Origin of the sequence: Gillisella vitis (assembly GCF_021559775.1) — a bacterium.
Taxonomy (GTDB): Bacteria; Pseudomonadota; Alphaproteobacteria; order Rhizobiales; family Rhizobiaceae; genus Allorhizobium; species Allorhizobium ampelinum.
This window is the reverse complement of the sequence record NZ_CP056047.1, coordinates 1,141,744-1,167,038: the sequence shown is the minus strand read 5'-3', so window position 1 is coordinate 1,167,038 and position 25,295 is coordinate 1,141,744. Positions and strand designations below refer to the sequence as shown.

21 protein-coding genes are annotated in these 25,295 nt (G+C 56.0%); 6 read left to right on the top strand and 15 right to left on the bottom strand.

Annotation, left to right across the window (positions count from 1 at the left end; all coding sequences use genetic code 11):
* Positions 1 to 110: 110 nt before the first annotated feature.
* Positions 111 to 1,316, top strand: a complete 1,206-nt coding sequence (locus tag AVCG78_RS05425) for a multidrug effflux MFS transporter (protein WP_015915810.1) — start codon at positions 111 to 113, stop codon at positions 1,314 to 1,316.
* A gap of 73 nt (positions 1,317 to 1,389) precedes the next feature.
* Here AVCG78_RS05425 and AVCG78_RS05420 read toward each other — a convergent pair whose 3' ends face one another.
* From AVCG78_RS05420 to rpsD, 6 genes are all read right to left on the bottom strand, one after another.
* Complete coding sequence (locus AVCG78_RS05420) at positions 1,390 to 2,211, bottom strand: inositol monophosphatase family protein (protein WP_071204468.1); 822 nt, start codon at positions 2,209 to 2,211, stop codon at positions 1,390 to 1,392.
* Positions 2,212 to 2,238: 27 nt separating this feature from the next.
* Positions 2,239 to 3,075, bottom strand: a complete 837-nt coding sequence (locus AVCG78_RS05415) for an inositol monophosphatase family protein (RefSeq protein ID WP_081363330.1) — start codon at positions 3,073 to 3,075, stop codon at positions 2,239 to 2,241.
* A gap of 43 nt (positions 3,076 to 3,118) precedes the next feature.
* Entirely contained in the window at positions 3,119 to 4,006 is an 888-nt protein-coding gene (gene ttcA / locus AVCG78_RS05410; RefSeq protein ID WP_071204466.1) for a tRNA 2-thiocytidine(32) synthetase TtcA, read from the bottom strand.
* A 96-nt stretch (positions 4,007 to 4,102) separates the two neighbouring features.
* Complete coding sequence (locus AVCG78_RS05405; protein WP_234613862.1) at positions 4,103 to 4,897, bottom strand: ChbG/HpnK family deacetylase; 795 nt, start codon at positions 4,895 to 4,897, stop codon at positions 4,103 to 4,105.
* Between the two features lie 140 nt (positions 4,898 to 5,037).
* The gene (locus AVCG78_RS05400; RefSeq protein ID WP_015915805.1) at positions 5,038 to 5,964 is read right to left on the bottom strand and encodes a glutaminase; all 927 of its coding nucleotides are present in this window, start codon (positions 5,962 to 5,964) and stop codon (positions 5,038 to 5,040) included.
* 155 nt (positions 5,965 to 6,119) lie between these two features.
* On the bottom strand, positions 6,120 to 6,737 hold the full coding sequence (gene rpsD / locus AVCG78_RS05395) for a 30S ribosomal protein S4 (RefSeq protein WP_015915804.1): 618 nt from the start codon (positions 6,735 to 6,737) through the stop codon (positions 6,120 to 6,122).
* Between the two features lie 332 nt (positions 6,738 to 7,069).
* On the opposite strand from rpsD, the gene AVCG78_RS05390 reads away from it, so the two are divergent.
* Positions 7,070 to 8,059, top strand: a complete 990-nt coding sequence (locus tag AVCG78_RS05390; RefSeq protein WP_087727829.1) for a TerC family protein — start codon at positions 7,070 to 7,072, stop codon at positions 8,057 to 8,059.
* A gap of 81 nt (positions 8,060 to 8,140) precedes the next feature.
* Here AVCG78_RS05390 and AVCG78_RS05385 read toward each other — a convergent pair whose 3' ends face one another.
* Together AVCG78_RS05385 and AVCG78_RS05380 are read right to left on the bottom strand one after the other, a co-directional pair.
* Positions 8,141 to 9,667 carry a SulP family inorganic anion transporter gene (locus tag AVCG78_RS05385; protein WP_156582643.1) on the bottom strand — a complete coding sequence of 509 codons (1,527 nt, stop codon included), beginning with the start codon at positions 9,665 to 9,667 and terminating at the stop codon, positions 8,141 to 8,143.
* 4 nt (positions 9,668 to 9,671) lie between these two features.
* Entirely contained in the window at positions 9,672 to 10,376 is a 705-nt protein-coding gene (locus AVCG78_RS05380; RefSeq protein ID WP_015915801.1) for a carbonic anhydrase, read from the bottom strand.
* A 797-nt stretch (positions 10,377 to 11,173) separates the two neighbouring features.
* On the opposite strand from AVCG78_RS05380, the gene pepT reads away from it, so the two are divergent.
* Positions 11,174 to 12,409 (top strand): peptidase T, encoded by a 1,236-nt coding sequence (gene pepT, locus AVCG78_RS05375; RefSeq protein ID WP_071204463.1) that lies wholly within the window; start codon positions 11,174 to 11,176, stop codon positions 12,407 to 12,409.
* Positions 12,410 to 12,455: 46 nt separating this feature from the next.
* On the opposite strand, the gene AVCG78_RS05370 is transcribed toward pepT, so the two are convergent.
* The 3 genes from AVCG78_RS05370 to AVCG78_RS05360 form a co-directional block, all read right to left on the bottom strand.
* Positions 12,456 to 13,418 (bottom strand): alpha/beta hydrolase, encoded by a 963-nt coding sequence (locus AVCG78_RS05370; RefSeq protein WP_234644277.1) that lies wholly within the window; start codon positions 13,416 to 13,418, stop codon positions 12,456 to 12,458.
* Positions 13,419 to 13,495: 77 nt separating this feature from the next.
* Entirely contained in the window at positions 13,496 to 15,010 is a 1,515-nt protein-coding gene (locus tag AVCG78_RS05365; RefSeq protein ID WP_071204461.1) for an ATP-binding protein, read from the bottom strand.
* A 142-nt stretch (positions 15,011 to 15,152) separates the two neighbouring features.
* Positions 15,153 to 16,445, bottom strand: coding sequence for a hemolysin family protein (locus tag AVCG78_RS05360; RefSeq protein WP_071204460.1), 1,293 nt, complete (start codon positions 16,443 to 16,445; stop codon positions 15,153 to 15,155).
* A gap of 829 nt (positions 16,446 to 17,274) precedes the next feature.
* Here AVCG78_RS05360 and AVCG78_RS05355 point away from each other — a divergent pair.
* On the top strand, positions 17,275 to 17,736 hold the full coding sequence (locus AVCG78_RS05355) for an SRPBCC family protein (RefSeq protein ID WP_071204515.1): 462 nt from the start codon (positions 17,275 to 17,277) through the stop codon (positions 17,734 to 17,736).
* A gap of 30 nt (positions 17,737 to 17,766) precedes the next feature.
* Here the strand turns inward: AVCG78_RS05355 and murI are convergent, their stop codons facing one another.
* Together murI and AVCG78_RS05345 are read right to left on the bottom strand one after the other, a co-directional pair.
* Positions 17,767 to 18,576, bottom strand: a complete 810-nt coding sequence (gene murI, locus AVCG78_RS05350; protein WP_071204459.1) for a glutamate racemase — start codon at positions 18,574 to 18,576, stop codon at positions 17,767 to 17,769.
* Positions 18,557 to 19,417, bottom strand: a complete 861-nt coding sequence (locus AVCG78_RS05345; RefSeq protein WP_071585267.1) for an RNA methyltransferase — start codon at positions 19,415 to 19,417, stop codon at positions 18,557 to 18,559. The genes murI and AVCG78_RS05345 overlap by 20 nt, the downstream gene beginning before the upstream one ends.
* A gap of 222 nt (positions 19,418 to 19,639) precedes the next feature.
* Between AVCG78_RS05345 and AVCG78_RS05340 the strand changes: the two genes are divergently transcribed.
* Both AVCG78_RS05340 and AVCG78_RS05335 read left to right on the top strand, forming a co-directional pair.
* A complete protein-coding gene (locus AVCG78_RS05340; RefSeq protein ID WP_015915793.1) occupies positions 19,640 to 20,854 on the top strand; it encodes an NADP-dependent isocitrate dehydrogenase in 1,215 nt (404 codons plus the stop codon).
* A 202-nt stretch (positions 20,855 to 21,056) separates the two neighbouring features.
* Entirely contained in the window at positions 21,057 to 21,680 is a 624-nt protein-coding gene (locus tag AVCG78_RS05335; RefSeq protein WP_071204457.1) for a glutathione S-transferase family protein, read from the top strand.
* A gap of 110 nt (positions 21,681 to 21,790) precedes the next feature.
* Here the strand turns inward: AVCG78_RS05335 and AVCG78_RS05330 are convergent, their stop codons facing one another.
* Together AVCG78_RS05330 and AVCG78_RS05325 are read right to left on the bottom strand one after the other, a co-directional pair.
* Entirely contained in the window at positions 21,791 to 22,960 is a 1,170-nt protein-coding gene (locus AVCG78_RS05330) for a GGDEF domain-containing protein (protein ID WP_174089661.1), read from the bottom strand.
* A 553-nt stretch (positions 22,961 to 23,513) separates the two neighbouring features.
* A complete protein-coding gene (locus AVCG78_RS05325) occupies positions 23,514 to 25,184 on the bottom strand; it encodes a tannase/feruloyl esterase family alpha/beta hydrolase (RefSeq protein WP_071204455.1) in 1,671 nt (556 codons plus the stop codon).
* Positions 25,185 to 25,295: the final 111 nt, after the last annotated feature.

Here is a 25,295-nt window from a genome sequence, read left to right as displayed (position 1 = left end):
TTAATGCAGTATCTGATAAGGGCGTCGCGCCTTGCGACGCCTTTTGATTTTCCAGGACATGTTTTCCCATGACAGCTCCCATTCGTTCCGCTCCAGCTGCCTTGCAAGGCATGAGCAAGCTGGAATTCGTCTTTCTCTGCGCCGCATTGATGGCAATGAACGCGTTGGCGATCGACATCATGCTTCCTGCCTTGCAGCAGATCGGCGAAGCCCTCAATGTCGTCAATGAAAATCACCGGCAATATGTCGTGACGTCATACCTGATCGGGTTTGGCTGCGCGCAATTGATCTATGGCCCGCTGTCGGATCGGTTCGGGCGGCGCACGCCGATGTTGATCGGTCTCATCGTCTATGTTCTGGCAGCACTGGCCATCACCATTGTGCCAAGCTTCGCCGGATTGCTGATCCTGCGCTTCATCCAGGGTGCCGGCTCGGCTGGAACCCGGGTGATCACCATTTCCATCGTGCGCGATGTCTACGGCGGACGCCAGATGGCGGAGGTGATGTCGCTGATCATGATGGTTTTCATGATTATCCCGGTCGTCGCCCCCGGAACCGGTCAGATCATCATGTTCTTCGGCAACTGGCACCTGATCTTCCTGTTCATTGCTGTTGGCGGCATTCTCACCAGCATCTGGATGCAGATGCGGCTACCGGAAACACTCGATCCGGAAAATCGACGGGAATTCACCCCCAAAGTCATCCTCCAGGGCTTCAAGATCGTCCTGACCAACCGCATTGCCCTGTTCTACACTCTGGCAAGCACCTTCATCTTTGGGGCGCTGTTCGGCTTCATCAACTCTGCTCAACAGATCTACATGGGCATTTATGGTCTGGGCGTCTGGTTTCCATTCGCCTTTGCTGCCGTGGCGATTTTCATGGCGCTGTCGTCCTATGTCAATTCGAAGCTGGTGGGCCGGATTGGCATGCGGCGCCTGTCTCATGGCTCGCTTCTCGGATTCATCGCCATCAATGCCCTTTGGCTGCTGGCCGAAACCTTCGGGCCAACACCATTGCCCTTCGTGGTGTTCATGACGTTCTTTGCCGTCTCAATGTTCCAGTTTGGGTGGATCGGCGGCAATTTCCAGACGCTTGCCATCGAACCGCTCGGCCATGTCGCCGGAACGGCCTCCTCGGTCCTCGGCTTCATTTCCACCGTCGGCGGCTCGGTTCTTGGCGCCATAGTCGGTCAGGCCTTCGATGGAACATCCCGCCCGCTGGTCGCAGGCTACTTCTTCCTGGGTGTGATAGGGTTGGTCTTCGTACTGATTGCCGAAAAAGGCAAGCTGTTTCAGCCGCATAACCCCAAGGTCTGACAATCGGATATCCGAACAAGAAAGCCACGGCAGGTCACCTGCCGTGGCTTTTTTTATTGGATAAGCCGAGACTTCAAACGTTGAAAATCTTTTCCCGCAATTCGCTCCAGCTCTCCTTGTCGGGGGCAATCAGCAGGCCGCCGCTGGTGTGGTGCGGCAGGTAGGCAGAGCCATCGAACCTTGCGGCATAGGCGCCTGCCTCCTGGGCCATCAGCGTGCCAGCCAGGTGATCCCAAGGCATTAGCTTGTTATACATGGCAAAATGCATATGGCCCTGGCAGAGAATGCGGTATTCGTGGGCAGCACAGCGATAGCTGGTGAACAGCCGCACCTCAGCCAGATTGATGAGCAGCTTGCGGCGCGCCTCCAGCTCGAAAAAGCCGACATTGGCAATGCCGATCATCTGGGCAAGATCGGGTGCCGGGCGCACCTCCATCTTTTCCTGGTTGCCATCGGGTTTGCAGAGCCAGGCGCCACTGCCTTTTTCAACGATTGCCCAGTCGTTGCCCATCGGGTCGTAAATCAGGCCCGCAACGGTTTCGCCCTGACGTACGACGCTGAGCATGACCCCGAACAGCGGCAGGCCGGCCGCAAAATTAAAGGTACCGTCGATGGGATCGACTACCACGGCCAACTCCGCATCCGCCAGCTTGTCCAGCAGGGCCGGATCAGCGGCAACCGCTTCCTCGCCGATGAACACAGCATCGGGCATCAACTCCTTGATACGGCTGTGGATCAACCGCTCCGCTGCTTCATCGGCCTCGGTGACCAGATCGATGGCCTCGGTTTTCATCCGCACATCGCCTTCGCCCAGATTGCGAAAACGCGGCAGGATTTCCGTGACTGCCGCTTCCTGCAGAAGATTGGCAAGGGCTGCAATGTCGATATCGGCCATGTCTGTTCCTTTTAGAGTTTGTCAGTCTTATCGCGCCTGGATCACTTCGCGTAGAACCATCTCCCAGCTGTCGCGATCCGGTGCCGTCAGGATGCCACCGGTGGTGTCACCGGGAAGATAGGGGCTGCCATCGAACCGGGCAGTCACCCCGCCCGCTTCCTGATGGATCAGCACACCGGCCAGATGGTCCCAGGGCATCAATTTATAATGGCCGATGAAATGGACCTTACCGGTGGCAACCAGCCAATATTCATAGGCCGAACAATTGAAGGCAAACGCCATCTTTGTCTTGGTGAGATTACCGGCAATGCGGCGCTTTTCCTCACCCTTCAATTCATTGATGGAAATCGTTCCCACCATGGACGAGAGATCGCATGGGGCAGCCACCTTGACCGGAACGCGCTCGCCATCGGCACGCAAAAACTGCGCACCGGCACCGCGGGAGGCCACCAGCGTATCGCCAAGTACCGATTCGTGGATAATCCCCGCCACAGTCTCACCGCGCACCACAACGGCGAGATTGGTGGCATGCAAAGGCAGGCCAGCCTGAAAATTGAACGTTCCGTCGACCGGATCGATGACGAATGCCAGCTCCGCATCCCTCAACGCGTCGATCACGCCTGGATTGGTTTCGCATGCCTCCTCACCGACGATCAAGGCACCGGGCCAGCGGGCCAGAAAAGCATCCGTCATCTGCTTTTCCGACAGAAGATCGGCCTCTGTGACGAGATCGATAGAGGATTTCTTTTCGGAAATATCGGAAACACCGAGACGGCGAAAACGAGGCACGATCTGGCTGGCGGCGGCGTCCTTGACGATTTGCAGGACGGCGTCGATATCACGATCTTGAAACACGGGAGGCACTTTCTTGAGGCTGGTGAAATGTCAAAAACTCGATGCGCCCGCCTTATGACGGCTTCGTGACAACCAGCCCGGAAAAGTCAAAAAGTGCCGGATCAAGCAGATGCGAGGGGTTCACATGCGACAATGCCCTCAGCATCGCATCCTTGCGGCCCGGCATTTTGGCTTCGATTCCAGCCAGCATGTCCTTCATGGCATTGCGCTGTAAACCGTCCTGCGAGCCGCAGAGATCGCAGGGAATGATTGGAAATTGCATGGCGGCAGCGAATTTGGCGAGGTCGTCTTCCGCCGCATAGGCCAGCGGCCGCAGCACGAAGAGATCGCCCTCATCATTTAGCAACTTGGCCGGCATAGCCGCCAACCGGCCACCATGGAAAAAATTCATGAAGAAGGTTTCGAGAATGTCTTCGCGGTGATGGCCGAGCACCAGAGCGTCACAGCCTTCTTCGCGGGCGATGCGGTAGAGATTACCGCGCCGCAGCCGCGAGCAGAGCGAACAATAGGTGCCGCCCGCCGGGACCTTTTCCTTGACGATGGAATAAGTATCTCGATATTCGATGCGATGCGGCATGCCGATGGATTTCAGGTAATCCGGCAGGACATGCTTGGGAAAATTCGGTTGCCCCTGATCGAGATTGCAGGCGATCAGCTCGACGGGCAGCAGGCCGCGCCATTTCAAATCCATCAGCAACGCCAGCAGACCATAGCTGTCCTTGCCGCCGGAAAGCCCAATCAGCCAGCGCTTCTGGCCGTTCAGCATGCCGAAATCGTCCATTGCCTGGCGCACTTGGCGCAGCAACCGCTTGCGTAGCTTGTTGAAGGATACCGATTGTGGTGCGGCACTAAACAGGGGATGGCGAACATTCTCCTGCGCGTCTTCGGCCTCATCGGCCTCGGTGCGTTCCGTCGCGCTTCCCGCAAATGCAAGGTTCATGTTCGGATGCGCCCCTGTCCGCTAATTTGGCTAATACCGTCGATCCGTGAATTGCCGCCAATGCCTATCGGACGGATTTTCTCTTACGATCTTCCCTTACTGGCGCATCAGCTCGGCAAATTCAACCTCGCGGGCCATCATCAGCCGGTCACGCGCCCGCAGGATCGCATCCGAATGGCCAGGATGACACATGACAACGGCGTCACGCGGCGCATGGCTGCGAAAATAGCGAAGCGCATCGGCAAAACCGTTCGGCTTGCCGCGCTCGTAAAAACCGGTCAGCGGTCCCTTGATCGTATAGCCCGCCGCCTGCATTTCCGTGTTGAAACCGCGTGCCATGCGCTGCACCAGGCTGATCTTGGCGCGCTGGGCAAGGCTTGTCGCCAGCCGCGCATCCGGCTCACCGCGCAACCATGGGCTGTTGCCGCGCGGGCTGATCAGCAAATCGCGGCGCGCCACCAGCCATTCCCGCACAACCGGCAGAAAATGAATGTGTTGATGGCCGTCGATATAATCAGGCACGCGGCCAATCACATCGATAAAAGCGTTGAGCTGCGCATCCAGCTCGCGTTGCAGCTTGCCCTTGTCGACACCGCCCATGAAGGACTGGGTCAGACGGCGTCGGAAAGAACACATGGGCTGTACCCCGCTCAAAGGCAGGAAATTGGTCAGCGTCAGGTGCAGGCCGATGGCGCCGCCACATCTGTCGATCACGGGCAGCAACAGAGAAGCCTCGTCGCGCCAATCGGCAAACACGGTCATGCAGCCGGTGCCACGCACCTTGCCTTCGCTGAGGAGCGTCCTGATTGCCTGATTGACGCCCGGCGACAGGCCATAGCCATCGGCAACGATGCATAGCGGCGCCGCATTGATTTTCATATCCGAGATCACGTTCAAGACTTGTCCCACTCCTGCAGGCCTTTTGCCCGCTATATCATAGTCACGGCATGAATGCGCGCCGAACTTTATGCCTATCGACCCTGCATTCTCCAGGCATCGCTTTTCACCGAAAAGCAAAAACCGTTCTCACATCAATTTCCAAAAACCGACCAGCCGGTCCGGGTTGCCAGCAGTTCGAGCGCTTCCGATCCAAGCGCCGAATTGCCGACTTTGTTCAATCCCGGAGACCACACTGCAATAGAGGCCTTGCCCGGCGCTATCGCCAGGATGCCGCCGCCCACGCCGCTCTTGCCGGGCAGGCCGACATGATAGGCAAAATCCCCCGAGCCATCATAATGGCCGCAGGTCAGCATCAAGGCGTTGATGCGCCGCGCCCGCTTCGGCGAGACCACGGAAAAGCCACTAAGCGGATTTGTACCCCGGTTGGCAAGATACAGACCCGCATGGGAGAGTTGCACACAGCTCATCGCCAGCGCGCATTGATGGAAATAAACGCCCAGCACCATTTCCACGGCATGGTGCAGATTACCAAAACCGCTCATGAAATTGGCCAGCGCGAAATTACGGTAGCCAGTCGTCTGCTCAGACTGCGCCACCTTTCGGTCGATGGTGATACTGTCGTCATCGGCCAGGAACTGCATGAAGCGCAGGAACTCACCGATGGCCTCGCGCGGCTTGTGTCCGGCCAGCACCATATCCGTCACAACGATTGCGCCCGCATTGATGAAGGGGTTGCGCGGAATGCCATGCTCGTGCTCCAGCTGAACGATGGAGTTGAAGGACGAACCGGAAGGCTCGCGCCCGACCCGCTTCCACACACCCTCACCCGTTTTTCCAAGCGCCAGCGTCAGCATGAACACCTTGGAAATGCTCTGAATCGAAAATGGTATTGCCGCATCGCCCGCAGTGAAGGTCTGGCCGTCGACGGTGGTGATGGCGATGCCGAATTGCTTCGGATCAATCGTCGCAAGCTCGGGAATATAGTCCGCGACCTTGCCTTCCCCAAGTCGGGGCTGCATCTCACCGACAATGTCGTCAACAATTGCCTGCAAATCCATCTGGTTTCCCCATGCCGAGCTGTTGCTCATCCCGGCAGATGCATGACAGTCACGTTTTTCGTGCAGAAGCCGACAGTCATCATTATCGAATTTTGCTGCGCTGCAAACAGAAAAAGCCGCCCGTAAAGGCGGCTTTCTCGAATTTCAGATCGAAATCAACGCGAGTAGAATTCGACGACCAGCTGCGGTTCCATGATAACAGCGTAAGGAACATCCGACAGAGTTGGTACACGAACGAAGGTCGCAACCATCTTGTTGTGATCAACTTCGATGTAATCGGGAACGTCACGTTCTGCGAGCTGCGTAGCTTCCAGAACGATGGCCAGCTGCTTGGACTTCTGACGCACTTCAATAACGTCGCCAGCCTTGCAACGGTAAGAACCGATGTTGACCTTGACGCCATTGACCGAAACGTGGCCGTGGTTGACGAACTGACGGGCAGCAAACACAGTCGGCACGAACTTGGCGCGGTAGACGATGGCGTCCAGACGCGATTCCAGCAGGCCGATCAGGTTTTCGGAAGTATCGCCCTTGCGACGGTTGGCTTCGTCGTAGGTCGCGCGGAACTGCTTTTCACGCAGGTCGCCGTAGTAGCCCTTCAGCTTCTGCTTGGCGCGCAGCTGCACACCGAAGTCGGAAAGCTTGCCCTTGCGGCGCTGACCGTGCTGGCCGGGGCCGTATTCGCGACGGTTAACCGGGGACTTCGGGCGGCCCCAGATATTTTCGCCCATACGGCGGTCAATTTTGTACTTGGAAGATGCGCGCTTGCTCATCGTATTTCCTCTTGTTGTTATTGGGCCTTTTAGAACCCATTTTGGGAAACACGCCCTCCTCTGGATCGCCTTTCGGCTTTCCTGACAGGCGACTCACACCTAAAAAAGCGGAGCCTCCACGGGACATGTCGTAAAAACACCGGGCGTTTCCACCCGGCGTTGGAGGGGTCTCTACGCAGAGCCATTATAAATGTCAAGCACTCGGCCTTGAAACGGCGCGAAGCCCGCCACATTTACGCAATAATCAGCAGTTCCGGGCCCCTCTGACGCGAGTGCCGGATACCCGTGATGTCGGAACTGCAACAAAAACCCTCCGGCAAAGGAATCCCTTTATGGATTTTCTTTGGGTTGATTTTATGGGCAAGCCAACATGGATGTGGCTTTTCTTCCTTGCAGTCGTTCTTTTCCTCCTCGTTCTCGATCTTGGTGTTCTGCATAAGAACAGCAAAGAGATCGGCATGGCCGAAAGCTTTGCTTTCTCGGCCTTCTATATCACTCTGGGCGTGCTGTTTGGCGGCTGGATATGGTGGCAATCAGGTCCGCAGGCCGGGCTTGAATACCTGACGGGCTTTGTCATCGAAAAAAGCCTGGCGATGGACAATATCTTCGTCATCGCGATGATCTTCGGCTATTTCGCCATCCCTCGCGCCTATCAGCACCGGGTGCTGCTCTATGGTATTCTCGGCGTCATCATCCTGCGCGGCATCATGATTGCGGCGGGCGCGGCCATTGTCGAAAGCTACCACTGGGTTCTGTATTTCTTCGCCGCCTTCCTGGTGTTTACCGGCGTCAAAATGCTGCTATCAGCCGATAGCGAATATGATGTCGCCAACAACCCGGCTTTGAAGCTGGCGCGGCGCTACCTGCCTGTCACCGACAAGCTGGAAGGCGACCGTTTCGTGGTGCGTAAGCAAGACGAAACAACTGGCAAGCTGAAAACCTACATCACGCCGCTGCTTCTCGCGCTGATCATGGTGGAATTCGTTGACCTGGTGTTTGCGGTTGACTCGATCCCGGCGATTTTTGCGATCACCACGGATCCCTATATCGTCTACACCTCGAACATCTTCGCCATCCTCGGCTTGCGCGCCCTGTATTTCGCGCTGTCCGCCCTTATCCACCGCTTCGCTTATCTGAAATATGCGTTGTCGGTCGTTCTGATCTTCATCGGCTCGAAGATCTTTCTTGCCGACATGCTGGGTATCGCCAAGATCCCGCCGCTGCTGTCGCTAACCATCACGCTGGCTATCCTGGCGGCTGGTATCGTCGGATCGCTGTGGGCGACCCGCAAGGACGCAAAAAAGGATGTTATCGAAGGGTAACCTTCTCTCCAGCCAAGACAAAAGAAGGGGCGGCTTTATAGGCCGCCCCTTTTCTGTGTCTGGATCTGTCGTGTCGTTTCCTTATGCAGGCTTAACGCAGAGCCGATCCACCATGGAAGCAACTTTCGGGGCAAGCTGACTGGACCTACTCACCTCGAGCGGCCGCCCTGCCCGTCTTTCGCGTGTCACCCATTCTGTCAGGGTTTCGGCATAGGTATGATCAACATAATGCAGCCCTGCGGGCGTAATCAGCACCTTCTTTCCGTCTGGAAGCGATTCCAGTGTTGCCAGCAATGCTGGAACGTCCCGGCAGGTCCCGACGCCGTTCAGCTTCAACTGGATCGACTCATCATTCTCATGATGGTCGATATGCAGTTTGCGGCGAAGGACCGGAATGATTTCCATAATCGAGAGAAACAGGCCGACCGCCACGCCCACCAGCAGATCCTGGACGACGACAAGACTGACCGTCGTGGCCCAGACCGCGACCGGCACCCAGCCGTGATGATCGAACAGGTGGCGCACATGCTGCAAGCTCACCAGTCGCCAGCCTGTCACCAAAAGCACCGCCGCCAGGGCAGTCAAAGGCACGACTCCCAGCAATTGCGGTAGAAGCGCCACCAGGGCCAGGATCCAGACTCCATGGAGAATAGTGGAACGACGTGTTGCAGCGCCTGCCTGGATATTGGCAGACGAGCGAACGATGACGCCGGTTACCGGCAGAGCGCCCAGCAGGCCGCACAGGCTGTTGCCGACGCCCTGCGCCACCAGTTCCTTGTTGAAACGGGTGCGCTCGCCGTCATGCATCCTATCGACAGCAGCAGCCGATAGCAGGGTTTCGGCGCTGGCAATCACCGCGATGATCAGCACGGTGGCGATCACTCCCGGTTGGGCAAGCCCGGCAAAGCTTTCCATCGTTGGTAAGCGAATGCCTTCCAGCAAGGTGGCCGGAACCTGGACACGGGCGATCGGCAGGTCGAGGCCGACCGCCAGCAAGGTTCCGGCGGCTACGCCGACCAATGCCCCCGGCACCAGCCGCAGCCGGGCTGGCCGCAATTTTTCCCAGCCAACCATGGCCAGCAAAGAAATCAAGCCAATAATGAGCGCCATACTGTGATTGCTCAGGCCGCCGCTGAACACCTTACCGATGGTCTCATCCATGGCAGCGACATTTTCAACACCACCGGCGGCGGGCTTGGCATCCATCAACACATGGACCTGGCCGAGAACGATCAGGATACCGATTCCCGCCAGCATGCCATGCACGACGGCAGGCGAAATGGCGCGAAACCAGGAGCCGAGCTTGAGATAACCGGCCAGGACTTGCAAAAACCCGGCGACGATCAGAACAGGCCCCAGAAGAACAAGTCCATATTCCTCAACGAAGCCGAAAACGATCACCGCAAGGCCTGCCGCCGGGCCGGAGACCTGCAAGGGTGAACCGGCGATGACGCCGATAACGATACCGCCGACAATGCCGGAGACGAGGCCCATCGCCACCGGCACACCGGAAGCGATGGCAATGCCGAGGCAAAGCGGGATGGCGACGAGAAAGACAACGATGGACGAGGCAATGTCCCGTGTCAGAGCAGAACTGGTTTTTTCCATCACCTCACTCCGCCGCCACCGCTACGAGAGGATCGGCCATGATATGCGGCGTGGCACGCCCGGAAACCGCCACTGGTAGCGCCTTTTCACCCTCGATCACCAGGAAGCGTTTCTCCGCGCCATCATAAACCTGCACCTCACCGGTCTCGATGTCGAAGAACCAGCCATGCAGGTTAATGTCATTGGTGGCGAGTTTGGCGGCGACCGAGGGGTGGGTCTTCAGGTGATCGATTTGAATGACCACATTTTCCATTGCCACAGCCCGCACCTTGTCCTTGTGCGGCAGATCATCAGGATAGGCCTCGCAGACGATGGAATAAGCGGCGTGGCTATGGCGCAACCAGGCGGCCACATTGGGCATCGGCGCCAGGAGTTCGTGATTGCACAGACCCTTCATGGCGCCGCAATCGGAATGGCCGCACACGACGATGTCACGCACGCCAAGCGCCACCACCGCATATTCGATGGCCGAGGAAACGCCGCCATTCATGGTCGAGAACGGCGGGACGATATTGCCCGCATTGCGGCATACGAACAGTTCGCCAGGGCCGGACTGGGTAATCACTTCCGGCATGACCCGGCTGTCGGCGCAGGAAATCATCAAGGCCTGGGGCTGCTGCCCTTCCCGGGCCAGTTTACGATAAAGACCCGAATGGGTCGGAAATACGTCTTCACGAAAACTCGAAACGCGCTTCAAAAAATCACTCATTGCAAAAATCCTCCTGATAAATAGCTGGCTAGATATTGATGCCGGGATGCATTGCATCCGTGTTGTGAGCTACGCGGATATGAAACAGCAATCCGGCTGGTTATCGTGCAAGGCTGGATCAAACGGATCCCTTTAACCATTCCCTGCCTACACAACCGAGAGTAATTTATTTGGAGGACGAAATTGTGATTTCTGTTGCCATGCAGCAAAAACATGGATCACTTTTCTGTTATTATTTCAAAAGTCTGTTTATCGAACGGTAAAAATTCAGGATTTTTTATATATGAATTACAACGATTTGAATTCTAGACTTGATAAAAATCATAGAAATTTAAAATATTGAAATTTTCAAATTTCGTTCAATTCCGCAAGTCCTTATTAAAGGAAAGCTGTTTTTCCGCGCCGCAATATTAAATCAAAATACTCTCTTAGGATGCATAGAGAAAAATAAATATTATGGCATTCTCTTAGTCTTGGCGAACAATAACGCGGCGGATGTCATGTCAAGGAACCGCGCGTCGACAGGGTCATTTCCGACAGTGTTTGCTTGAGTATTGTCCGCTGCCAATGGTGAAAGATAAAAATGCGGATGCATTACAAATGGGTTGAGCAAACCTGCGTCTTGTGAAACGCTTACATTTACAGGATCTCTTTTGCGTCAACAATGTCGTAAATTGAATACTGTAGAATTGCAGGTGCCGTAGGTCGGCATCGCATATCCTGCGGATGGGTAAAGCCCGACCCCGCCCCAAACCGTGGCCACCAACCATAGCCACAAACCGTGATGGACCGCCCGCATGCCCGATACAATTCTCGACCGTTTCCTGCGCTATGTCGTCATCGACACACAATCAGACCCCGAATCAACCAGCCAGCCCTCCACGGAAAAACAGAAGAACCTCGGCCATGTGCTGGTGAGTGAATTGCTGGCCATGGGCCTGTCCGACGCGCATCTGGATGAGCACGGCAATGTCTATGCCACCATTCCGGCCAATGTCGACAAGCCGGTTCCGGTGATCTGCTTCTGCTCGCATATGGATACGGCACCGGATTTCACCGGCACGAATGTGAAGCCCCAACTGCTGAAAAACTATCAGGGTGGGGATGTCGTTCTGTCCGGCGATACCAATCAAATCATCCGCGTTAGCGAAAATCCGCAGCTCAAGACGCAAATCGGCCATGACATTGTCACCACCGATGGCACCACGCTGCTGGGTGCAGACGACAAGGCCGGTATTGCCGAAATCATGACGGCGGCGCAGTTTATCATCGACAATCCGCACATCCGGCATGGCACCATTAAAATCCTTTTCACCACCGATGAGGAAATCGGGCGCGGGGCAGACAAGGTCGACCTGAAAAAGCTGGGCGCAGCTTTTGGCTACACCATGGATGGCAGCACGATCGGTGAGATCGAGAACGAGACATTTTCGGCGGATGGCGTGGACATCACCATTACCGGTGTTGCGATCCATCCCGGCACGGCCAAGGACCGGATGGAAAACGCTATCAAGATCGCCAGCGCCATCATTGCCCGGCTGCCGAAGGACCAGACCCCGGAAACCACTGAGGGCCGCCAGGGCTTCATTCACCCTACCGACATCAGCGGCTCCATGGATGAAGCTCACCTGAAATTCATCATCCGCGATTTCATCGATGCGGGACTGACGCAGAAGGAAGCACTGCTGGAAGAGATTACCCGCGATGTGATGCGCGACTATCCCGGCTCGACCTACACATTCGAGGTCAAGCAGCAGTATCGCAATATGAAAGTGGTACTCGACCAATATCCGATGGTGATGGATAATCTCGAGGAAGCGGTGCGCCGCGTCGGTCTTACTCCCGTGCTGCACAGCATTCGCGGCGGAACCGATGGCTCGCGCCTGTCCTTCATGGGGCTGCCCTGCCCCAACATCTATACTGGTGGTCATGCCTATCACTCGCCACTGGAATGGATAAGCGTTCAGGACATGGAAGTCGCCGTGAAAACCATTGTGGAACTGGCAAAGGTCTGGGAAGAACGGGCAGACTGACGCCCTATCGCATCGTACCGAAAACCGGTTTCGGTACGATGCTGGATCAAACCAGATTGTGGTCCCGCATCCATGCCTCAAGCGCCGGTGTCCAGACCACCGGCGGCCTGGGCGTTTTCCCCATGCTCCCTTCGCCCATGGCAAAGCCGTGACCGCCCTGCTCAAGTTCGACCAGATCGGCGGAAACACCGGCCTTGCGGCAAGCCGCCTGCATCATCCGGGAATGCTCGATATTGGCAACCGGATCGTCCTTGGCATGGGCCATAAAGACCGGCGGGCAAGTGGAACCAACATGGGTTTCCACCGACCAGGCCGCTACATCGGCATCGCTGGGATGTTTGCCGACCATCTCAACCCGGGTCCAGGTATGATTATAAGGAGCCTTCAGGGTAATCACCGGATAGGCCAGCAGGGTAAAATCCGGCCTTGCCGACAGTGTGTCGGCATTGTCGACCGGCGAATAGATCGGCTCGGCAAAGCGTGTCGATAGCATGCCCATCAAATGCCCACCGGCGGAAAATCCCATACTGCCAATTTTCTGAGGGTCGAGGCCAAGTGCATCACCCTGCGCCCGGATCAGCCGCAAGGCCCGCTGGGCATCCTGCAAGGGCGCGCGGGGACCGACAAACCAGCCTTCGCCCGGAAGACGGTAGGTGAGAATGAAAGCGGTGACGCCACGGGCGGCGAGCCATTGCGCGGCGGCCTCGCCCTCCTTGCGTTCCTCAACGAAATGATAACCGCCGCCGGGTGCAATCAGCACGGCTGTCCCATTTGAGGTTTGCGGACGGACCATCCGCAGGGTTGGCGTAGCAATCCGCAGCAATGCCGCCTTGTGAATGGTGCGTCGGCCAAGCCGAGGGCCACCACCGCCCGGCGCCCGGCCCGGCCAAAGCGGCACTTCACCGGGTGCAAGAGATGCGGCTTGGCCGGATGTCAGAAAACCCAGGAAACTCAAAGAAGCAAGGCTCAGGACATGCCTCCGTCGGAGGGCTAGGGAAAACTTGGTCATCAGCCCATCATGGGCAGCCATTGCGGCACAACTTGGCCAGTCAGCAAGGCTGCATGTTCAAAACCGTGGCATAAACTCTATTCCGCAGCACTGCGGCTATCCGGCATATCGGCTGCGTTCGGATCACCGGGCTTGGTTTCTGATTCCAGATCGGGGAAGGCCACGATGCGTTTCCCGGAAAAATCCGTATGCACCACGACCATGCCCTGCTCCTCGAAATATCCAAGCAGCCGGCGGGCGCGGCGAGCGGAATGGGTACCGTAAGCACGGGCGATCCGAAGATCGGAGGGGCAAGGCTCGGACCGGATGGCTGCCTTGGCGATCAGCAGGAAAACGCCCTGCAAGTCATCCGAAACCCGCGTTGATAAAGACAGCGCCTCCTGCCAGCGGTCAGAGGACGCGGTTTCTTCATCGACATCAGCCCTCGCCACGGCGACGCGGCGGCGAAATTCACCCATCGCCATCGGTGGACCGCCGACCCGGCGCATGCGGGCTCGAACCAGGAATTCCTGATAGAGAACAGAATCGGTGCGATAGGCCGCCTGCGGATCTTCGAGAATTTCAGCCAATACCGCCGCCATCCGCTCCTCGCGTTCCTCGGCGGTAATTTCCGGCTGTGACGATCTCTGTGGGGCGACATCCTCGACGCTTACCGGCGTTGCACGGGCCAGTTCGGCCAGAATATCGGTGGTCGGACGGGGGGCTGGCGGAGCACGGCGAACGAGCGGGCGGTTAAATTCTTCAGGATCCGGCGTGAAGATCAGATCTTCCACGTCCTGCGGCGCATCGGGCAAAGGCATCAGTTTCGGACTGGAGGAGCGCGCTGAGGTCTCCACATCACCAATCACGATCGGCAAGGGACGGCGTGACAGCGCCGGGCCAAGGGCGACGAAGTTGCCGCGCTTCAGGTCGCGGAACATTTCCGCCTGGCGGCGATCCATACCGAGAAGATCGGCTGCACGCGCCATATCGATATCGAGAAAGGTGCGGCCCATCAGGAAGTTGGAGGCTTCAGCTGCGACATTCTTGGCAAGCTTTGCCAGACGCTGCGTAGCGATCACACCTGCCAAGCCACGCTTTCGGCCACGGCACATCAGATTGGTCATGGCGCCCAGCGACAGCTTGCGGGCGTCTTCGGAGACATCACCGCCGACCGAGGGGGCAAACATCTGCGCCTCATCGACCACGACCAGAACCGGATACCAATACTCGCGCTCGGCATCAAACAGGCCGTTCAGAAACACACCGGCTGCGCGCATTTGCTGCTCAATATCCAACCCTTCCAGCGTCAGCACGCAGGAAACGCGGTGCTGGCGGATGCGGTTGGCAATCCCGATCAATTCGGCATCGCTACGCTCCCCGTCTACGACCAGATGGCCGTATTTTTCCGAGAGCGTCACAAAATCCCCTTCGGGATCGATGATGACCTGCTGCACCCATTGGGCAGATTGCTCCAATAGACGCCGCAGAAGATGCGATTTTCCGGAACCGGAATTGCCCTGAACAAGAAGACGGGTCGCCAATAGCTCCTCGATATCGAGCCTGGCAGGTTGGCCACCCGCCACTGTTCCCATATCGATCCCGACCTGCACCTTATATGTTCCCTCACGATGGAATGATGACGCGTTCCTGCACCGCGATGCGGCAACGCCGTTCAATCCGTATTTCCTAACAGATAGTAAAAGAAGATGCCTGTGTCTTCTCGCGGAAACCCACAGGCAATCGCGGCTGAAATCAATCCGGATCGTCCGCCAGAACTGGCGACACCAGCAGCTTGTCTATGCGCCGGCCATCCAGATCGACAACCTCGAATTTCCAGCCATTCTTGACGAAGCTTTCGCCTAGCGCCGGAATGCGTTTCAACTCATCCAGCACATAGCCTGCGACCGTGGTAAAATCCGGGTCGTCATCCACAGGCACACGGATATGCTCGATGAATTCGTCGATCGGTGTCCAGCCGGCCACCAGATAAGAACCGTCCTCGCGCATCAGCAGCGCCGGCTCTTCCTCGCCCTCTTCCTGGTAGGCACCGGTAATCGCCTCCAGAATATCGCCTGACGTGATAATGCCTTCGAAATGGCCGTATTCGTCATAGACCAGCACCATATGCAGAACCGTCTTGCGGATTGACTGGATGATATCGATGGCACCCGCCAGATCCGATACGATCGGCACATCGCTGATAATCGAGCGGATGTCGACCGTGCCGCCATTGGCCAAGGCATCGTAGAAGTTTTTCACCAGCATGACCCCGACGATTTCATCGGAATTGCCGTTGCGCACCGGCAGACGGGAATGCTGGCTTTCACGCAGAGCCTGGCGGATTTCCTCAATCGTGTCATCGACGCTGATCAGTTCGACATCACGGCGCGGCGTCATAAGACCCCGTGCAGTGCGGTCCGCCAGGCGCATGACGCCGGAAATCATCTGTGATTCTTCCGATTCGATGACACCAGCACTTTGTGCTTCGGCCAAGACCGTCTTGATTTCCTCATCCGTCACCGTGCCTGACGATGCGCCCTTCTGGCCGAGCAGCGACAGGACCGCCCGCCCCGAGCCGTCCAGCAGCCAGACCAGCGGCAGCGAAACCTTGGACAGGATCAGCATGGCACCCGCCATGCGCGAGGCGACCATTTCAGGGTTTCGCAGCGCGATCTGCTTGGGCACCAGTTCACCGACAATCAACGACAAATAGGTGATGCCAACCACGACGCAGCCGACGCCGAGCGTACTGGCCAGAGCCTCTGACATGCCTTGCAGCAAAAGCCACTGCGTCAATCGAGCACCGAGAGTGGCTCCCGAAAATGCGCCGGACAAAACGCCGACAAGGGTAATACCGATCTGCACGGTTGACAGAAAACGACCGGGATTTTCAGCCAACCGGATGGCAACGGCAGAACCGCGATGACCGGCTTCGGCCAGAACTCGCAGACGCGCCGGACGGGCGGAGACGACCGCCAGTTCGGACATTGCCAATACGCCGTTCAAGATAGTGAGCAGGACAACAATGACGATTTCGGCAAACAAGCTGTTTCAAATCTCTTAGGAGCCGCATGAATGGCGGCGGGATAAAATCTGTAGCACAAGTCACCGCCGCATTCCAAATGACTCGCGACAATTTCAATGGATGGTGCTTGGCCATAAAAATACGGTCGCCCGCTTTGCCGAAAAAGACAAATCGCACGGGAAGACAAAGCATATCGGTGCCCCAAAATCTCGATGCATCAGGGACTTAAAGTTTTTGCACCCTCTTGAGGGTGAGAATGCGCGAGCGTGTGGAGCATCGATATAAAGCGGCAATTGAACCGGACAAAAATTCAAGACGCCACCAAAAGCCAACATCAGAAGACATTCATACAATATTTGCCGCGAATAACTGACATTTATCAAGAAAAACAACCCTAGGATGAGCCCTGCAAAGACCAGGTTGCCTGCCTTCGCTTGAAAACGATGAAGCATTTTTGGTGTTTTTCCGATAATGACATCGCGCTTTCTGTGTCGTTGTAGCACTCTAGATTTTCCAGATATTGGTGTTCTTCAAGCAGGTCCGATTTTATAAAAATCGCAATAACACGTTGAATGCTCAATAGTTTTTATCTGGATAATTAAAGCCCACTTCTAAATAATTCAACGTTAGCGACTTAGCCTCGGCATCGCATTTCGCGTGAGACGAAATAACAAAAAAAATAGCTTGAAATCTTTAGATAGTTGACCCTCGCATGGCGTCCTATAAAGATCGCCGCAACACCGGACGGGTGCTGTTTAAAGTGTATCCACTTCCAAAATGATGAAACAACCTTGAATATCTACTGTTTTTAAGAACACCTATAGCCCTATGGGCGCGAAAGGTCTCGGAATGGCATTTTCCATTCGCGTTGATAAACTCATCCAGGCTCCGATCAGTCGCGTCTATAAAGCGTTTCTTGACGAGCAGGCTGTTGTACAATGGATGCAGAGGAAGGACTTTACCTGCCAACCGCTTCATTTCGATGGACGCGAAGGTGGCGGTTACAGGATTCGTTTTAGCAGCACCACGTCAGATTTAAGTTACGTGATGATTGGCGAATTCGATGAATTGGTCCTCAATGAGCGCATTCGCTACACAGAAAGAATGGATGACCCGTTCTGGACTGCGCGGGTCGAGACCGTCATCCAGCTGAAGCCGGCAGCAAGAGGAACGGACCTGTCAATCGTTCAATCCGGTATTCCGGATACGGTATCGCAAGAGGGAGTCCGACTGGCCTGGGACGAATGTCTGCGACAGCTTGCCTGCCTGGTCGAACAATTGACTGAGAGCCTCCACGCGCGAACGCGATAATTTATATTCTGGCTATTTCCGTAACAAACGTCAGCCTGCCGCCACGCGCAGGCCAAAACCCTGCATCAGTCGATGGGTGGAAAATACCGGCTGGCCTGACGTGAAGACCGCGAAATCGTAGTCGTCCGAATGCGCGCCCTCGTCCACAACAGGCACCAGACGCCGCGCCTGGCGGGCGATGGCTTCCGCAGGGTCAAGCCAATCCACCGGCCAGGGAGCCAGCTTGCGGAAGACATTGGCAAGAAACGGATAATGGGTACAGGCGAGCACGACGATATCGGTCTTCGCGCCTTGTTTTTCGATGAAACACGGCGCGATCTCGGCATTCAGCACTGCCTCTTCCACCGGCTCACCGCGAATATAGGCTTCAGCCAACCGGGCCAGATGTTGAGAGCCGACGAGGTTGACCTCGCACTGGCTGGCAAAGGACTGAATCAGATCGCGGGTATAGGCGCGTTTGACGGTGCCAGGGGTTGCCAGCACGGAAATCAGGCCAGACCGGCTACGCTCGGCGGCAGGCTTGATGGCGGGCACGGTGCCGATGAAGCGCATGCCGGGAAAGGCTTCGCGCAGCGCGGCACCCGCCAGCGTGAAGGCCGTGCTACAGGCAACGATCACCGCCTCAGGATCATATTGCGCCAGAAGAGAGGCAAACAAGGAGACGATCCGCGCTTTGAGCGGCTCCTCCTCCCAATTGCCATAGGGAAAACCAGCGTCGTCGGCGATGTAAATAAAGCCGCGCTCCGGCATCAGCACCCGGGCTTCACGCAGGACGGTCAAGCCGCCAATACCGGAATCAAACACCAGAATCGGCTTTAGTTTAGTCCTGATCTCGTTCATGCCCGCTACCATCAGCTTCGTCCCTCTCAATGCCGTCCACTGCGTCGCCCTCCAAAGGCGCTCCAGCGCCGCGCGGATTGCGGCGGGAGAACCGGTCGAGTGACGAGACCACGCCACGCATGACATTGATTTCCGGTGAAGTGAAACCACGTCGCGTCAGCACAGCACGCAGATTGTCGATCATTCGTGCCTTTTTGTGGATCGGCCGGAAATATCCCCTGGCATCAAGTGCATCCTCCATATGCTCGAACAGGCCGATAACTTCTTCCTTACTGGCAGGCAGTTGATCGACGCCCTGAAACGGCGTCTGGGTGACATCGTCCATGGTGGATTTCATCCACTCATAGGACATCAGCAGCACAGCCTGAGCGATGTTCAGCGACGCGAAAGCGGGATTGACCGGAAAGGTGACAATTTCATCGGCCAGAGCCACATCCTCATTCTTCAGGCCGGATTTTTCACGCCCAAAAAGAATTCCGGTTTTTTCACCAGCCAGAAACCGGGTTCGCAAAGTTGAGGCCGCCGTCACCGGCGAGGCAACAGGCTTGAAATTGTCCCGTTGGCGAGCCGTGGTCGCATAGACGAAATTCAGATCGGCCAGTGCTTCTTCCAGCGTATCGTAAAGCTTGGCACCATCGATGACATGATCGGCCTTGGATGCGGCGGACCGGGCTTTTTCCGAGGGCCAGCCGTCACGCGGATTGACCAGACGCAGCTCCGCCAGCCCGAAATTCGCCATGGCACGGGCCACCATGCCGATATTCTCGCCCAATTGGGGTTCCACCAGAATAATTGCCGGTCCCTCGGCGATAAGCTCGCGCTCGCTGTTTGTGCCTGCCATGGCGCCTTTCCTGCAATTATTCACTTAACCCTGCAAATTTACGCCTGCATGGGCATAAACAGCCCAAAATGCAAGAGGCGGAAGGCAAAGCGCGCTCAAGCTAAAATGAAGTCCACACGCGGCTTCCTGTTTGCCTTGGCTTGCGAGAATGCTATAGGCAACTCCGGTCATATGGACAGAGACGCGGCCGAATTAAAGCCGCCCTATCGATGAGGAAGACTTATGCAAAAGATCAAGGTTGCCAACCCGGTCGTCGATCTCGACGGCGATGAAATGACCCGTATCATCTGGCAGTTCATCAAGGAAAAGCTGATCCTTCCCTATCTCGATCTCGAGATTGAATACTACGACCTCTCGGTAGAAAACCGCGATGCAACCAATGACCAGGTGACGATCGATTCCGCCCACGCCATCAAAAAGCACGGCGTCGGCATCAAATGCGCCACCATCACGCCAGACGAAGCCCGCGTGAAGGAATTCAACCTGAAGGAAATGTGGAAAAGCCCGAACGGCACGATCCGCAACATCCTCGGCGGCGTTATTTTCCGCGAGCCGATCATCTGCAAAAACGTTCCCCGCCTCGTCCCCGGCTGGACCCAGCCGATCGTCGTCGGTCGTCACGCCTTCGGCGACCAGTATAAGGCAACCGACTTCAAATTCCCCGGCAAGGGCAAGCTGACCATCAAGTTCGTCGGCGAAGACGGCCAGGTGATCGAGAAGGACGTGTTCGACGCACCGTCCGCCGGTGTGGCCATGGCCATGTACAACCTGGATGATTCGATTCGCGACTTCGCCCGTGCTTCGATGAACTACGGCCTGATGCGCAAATGGCCGGTCTATCTGTCCACCAAGAACACCATTTTGAAGGCCTATGACGGTCGCTTCAAGGATATTTTCGAGGAAGTCTACCAGGCCGAATTCAAGGCTCAGTTCGACGCTGCGGGCATTACCTATGAGCATCGCCTGATCGACGACATGGTTGCCTCTGCACTGAAATGGTCCGGCGGCTATATCTGGGCCTGCAAGAACTATGACGGCGACGTCCAGTCGGACACGGTTGCGCAGGGCTTCGGCTCGCTCGGCCTGATGACCTCGGTTCTGCTGTCGCCGGATGGCCGCACGGTCGAAGCCGAAGCCGCGCACGGCACCGTGACCCGTCACTATCGTCAGCACCAGAAGGGCCAGGAAACCTCGACCAATTCCATCGCCTCGATCTTTGCCTGGACCCGTGGGCTCGCGCACCGCGCCAAGCTGGATGACAATGCCGAACTGGCCAAGTTCGCCCTCACCCTTGAAAAGGTTTGCGTCGACACTGTCGAAGCTGGCTACATGACCAAGGATCTGGCGCTGCTGATCGGTCCCGACCAGCCGTGGCTGTCGACCACCGCTTTCCTCGACAAGGTCGATGAAAATCTTCGGGCTGCCATGGCTGCCTGAGCCGTCAAACGCTTTGCAAAACCCGGCCACCGCGCCGGGTTTTCGCGTTATAGAGAGAGCCATTGAAAATGACTTTCCGTATTTTATTGTCGAATATCTTAAGCCTTTCACACATTTGGGATATTTGAAATTCTTGTCAGGCGAAGATCCGTGAACGTCTTTGCGCCTTCGTATTCTATGATTTTATGGGGAAGAGAGTACCATGACCGAGCAAGTCGTTTTATACACCAATCCCATGTCCAGAGGACGCATCGTTCGCTGGATGCTGGAGGAGATCGGCCAACCCTATCAGACCGAACTGGTCGCCTATGGTCCCGCGATGAAGGCGGCTGACTACACCACCATCAACCCGCTGGGCAAAGTCCCGGCTATCCGCCACGGCAAAACGGTGGTGACGGAAACGCCAGCCATTCTTGCCTATCTGGCCGATGCTTTTCCTGAGGCAGGCCTTGCCCCTGATCTTGGCAACCGCGGCAACTATTATCGCTGGCTATTCTTCACTGCAGGTCCGGTGGAAGCCGCCGTCATTGGCCAGGCCTGTGGCTTTGCCGTCCCCGATGAACGCCGCGGTATGGTTGGCTATGGCAGTATCGATACCATGATGGATGTGGTTGCTTCGGCAATTACCGCGGGCCCGTATATCGCTGGCGAAAGCTTTAGCGCTGCCGATCTTTATCTTGCATCGCATCTGTCCTTCTCGCTGAGGGTCAACAGCGTGCCAGCACGTCCGGTCTTTACCGATTACATTGCCCGGATGACCGATCGCGATGCCTACCGCCGTGCGAGCGAAATCGACGCCGAAGCCCAGGCAGCAGCCACCGCATGACCGTGAGTTTCAGATCCGATTGAACACATCGGACCTCTGATGAAAAAGAATTTGCCAAGCGCCCTCAAAGATGGCGCTTGGCATTCCCCTTACCAGCAATTTTCAACACATCACGATAGTTCAGGTACCGCCGCTGGTTTTGCACCGGTAAGCGCGATGACGGTCGCCATCCCCTCGTCCGGTTTCTGCGCCACGGCTTCCTCCGCAGCGCTCAAAACACAACGATCCCTTCCCTGATCCTTGGCACGATAAAGCGCTGCATCCGCCCGGAGAGACGCCGCATCAAGATCCGCGCCAGCTTTGACCACCTCATGCATGCCGATACTGATGGTCATGGTGATTGTCGCGTCACGCCAGGGTGTTGTGAGCCGGGCAACGGATTGCCGCAACCCATCGCAAAAGGCCAGCGCTTCACCACCTGTCATTTGCGGCATGAACAAAGCAAACTCTTCCCCGCCAAGCCGGCCAAACACCATGTTTCCATCGAGTTGCTCGATCATCGTTTTCCCAAAGGCACACAAGGCTGCGTCCCCTCCTGCATGTCCATGCGCATCGTTGATGTATTTGAAATGATCGAGATCGATCAACGCCAGAACACCAGCATTCTTGTGCATTTGTGACTGGGCACGCTCATAGAAAGCGCGGCGATTGAGAACGCCGGTCAGCATGTCGATCTCGGAGGCGTGCTTATACTGCATGAGGCTTCGATGGCTGCTGAGCGCAAAAATGCCAATCCCCAACCCGAGGCTGTTGACATATAAAATAAAGGTAACAACCGGAACCCATGGCGTTTGGGCAACGCCACCAATTTCGGTCACCGGCCAGATCATCACCAGCGGAATGCGCATCAACATGACGAAGCCGTAGGACAGCAGCATGAAGATAATGACGAGGCGAACTGGAAAATGGTCACGCTTCCAGCCGGACCAAATCGAAGCGACCAAAGCGCTGAGCTGCGTAACAGTCAAAATTGTGTAGAGGATGATTCTGTAATCCGGATTGGCGGAAAAAATCTTCACTCCAAAATAGCATAGGAGCCAAATCGCAGTTATTGCGACCACAAACCACCGGGAACGGGAAAATCCATCGAAGATCCGAAACCCAACCCAAACCAGCCCAGACCCCAAAAGCACCAGTGCTCCACCAACCCCGATACCAAGAGATTCAGGAACGATACCGCGCAAAGCCTGCAAGCATGTACCGATTGAAACACACCAAAAACCGATACTCCACATACCCAACTGGTTGGATTTACGGTCGAAAAACCAACTGATGCTCATCAGGACAGAATTCAAGGTCCATCCGACCAGGAGGCAGATCATCAGCGTTGGAATATTGAAGAGTAAAACCAAGAGATGTTAACCCAAAATACGGTTGCCTTGTCACGCCCCACCCCTGCGGAGAAGAAATATTTCTGCACCCAGTGACCTTAAATAATATTTACAATTATCGCCCGTCGCTCACTAAAATTCCACTGGCCACTGATATTCGATCCAATTTCTCTCATATAGATAGAATTCGACTTAAAAATCGGCAATACAACTAGAAAATAAACTAAATTATGGATCAATAATTCTATCTATTGGTTTATTTTAAAAATAATCACCCAATGATTGCTCTTGCTTGCTCAACAGAAGACATAAATCAATATTAAGAAAAACTACCAATACGTGCAATGTCAGTCACGTAAAATCTCGACCTAAACGGACGACTGAATGATTTATAAAATCATGAAGGCATCGCGCATGTGAAAATGCGCGATGCCTTCATAACAAAACCGCTATCGGCCTGGAAAGGGGACAGCTGGCTCCCTGTCCGATGCTTTCATTTACCTTAGCGGCATTTGAAGTGGATGGAGTCCGAGCCGGCAGCGGCTTGATCGTAATGAGCAACCAGGGGATAGGGGCAGTAAAGATAGCGCCCCGGCGTGAGTGCTGACGCCTCCTTGTTGTCCTTGGTGATCCCTGCTGATACCGGACCGGGTGCCGCGCCCTTCTCCACCCAGGCGACAAGCGGTGTGAAGAAATCAAAATCGTCGTATGAGGGGCCACCCGCCCCGTGTGGCATGCCGGGGATGCGGTAGAATTTGACGAAATCATCCGCCTTGCGACCGTTATTACTGTCGAGTTTGCGATACCATTTGACCGTATCGAGCACTGAAAATACCGGATCGGCATTGCCATGAAAAACAATCATCTTATGGCCCGCCGCTTTAAATGCCTTCAAATGCGGATTGGCGCTATCGGGCGGAATCATGAAGTCTGCGGCAGATTCCGTGAACGGGCCAGATTTTGCAAAAATCTTCGGCGCATCCCGGTCGAAATCAAAGTCGAGCAAAAACTTTTGCAGATCCTCCGGCGTTCCATTAACCGGCACGGGCGGCGTGGTGAAGATCTGAGCCAGCGAACCAGCCCCCATCACAGCAATGATCGGTTTGCCGCCCCAAGCGGCAACAGGACTCTGCAATTTCCAAAGACGCCAATTGGCAGACCCCATGCCCGGGTCCCAATCCCAATTGCTGTACAGCGCATGGCCCTTGCTGTTTTTCGGGCCCGCATGGCTGGCACGAAGCGCAGCGATCTGGTCCTGGCTAAGACAATCCGGCTGCTTTTCAGCCTTGCAGGCCAGGGAGGCGAGATTGAAACGGCTCTGGCAGGCATCCGCATTGCCGACAACCCCATCGACCCGACCGTCCAAGGCATCGCAGGCGGAAAGAATGCCCTTGGCAAGAAGCGCCATGTCGGCGGGAGAAAAGGCTTTGGCGATATCCTGATCGACCTTGGCCCAGGACTGCACGTCCCATGCATGCTGAAGAGCGGCTTTAGGGAGGTTAAAACCGGGATAACCGACCAGCAGACCATCGAACTGATCCGGCAGCCTTGTGGCGGCCATCAGCGCATGCCGGCCACCATTTGAACCGCCTATACCGTAGCGAAAGGCAATCTTTTGTCCATAATACTGTTCCACCAGCCGCATGGCCAAAGGATTGAGCTTGGCGACGGCACTATAGCCATAATCCTGGCGGGCGACCGGGTCGAAGCCAAAGGCAGCTGAACCGGCAAGCCCCTTGTCGGGAAATGTCGCCTCGTCATGGCCAGCATCGCTGGAAACCACCGCATATCCACGGCTGAGCGCATTGTCCGCCTTGTTGCCGCCAAGCAACGGGCCGGTTGCGGCCAAAACCTTGCCGTCATTGCCTCCGTTGAACTGATGGACGAAACGGCCATTCCAATCGTCCGGGAGCCGCATTTCGAAGTGGATGGCATAGGCTCTGCCGTCAATGCCCTGGTGAGCCGCCAGCTCCCCCTGGATCAGGCAATGGCTGCGCGGCATCTCGGCATCGCCAGAAACGGATTTTGCCTCAGTTATGGTCAATTCGGGCGGATGCCCGCCGCTATTGCTGATATCGCCGCATGTGCCGGCGGCATAGGCGCCCGATGCATACATAAATGATGGAAAAATCAGAGCCGTAAACACGGCACTCCGCACAGCAAATATTGACATGAATTCCTCCCAGAATATGCCGGGCAAGGTAATCCCGTCCGTGGGCCCCCGTCAATATTGGTAGGCAAGACAAACCATTTTCTTTTATCCTTGCCGCGCTCACACTCTTGA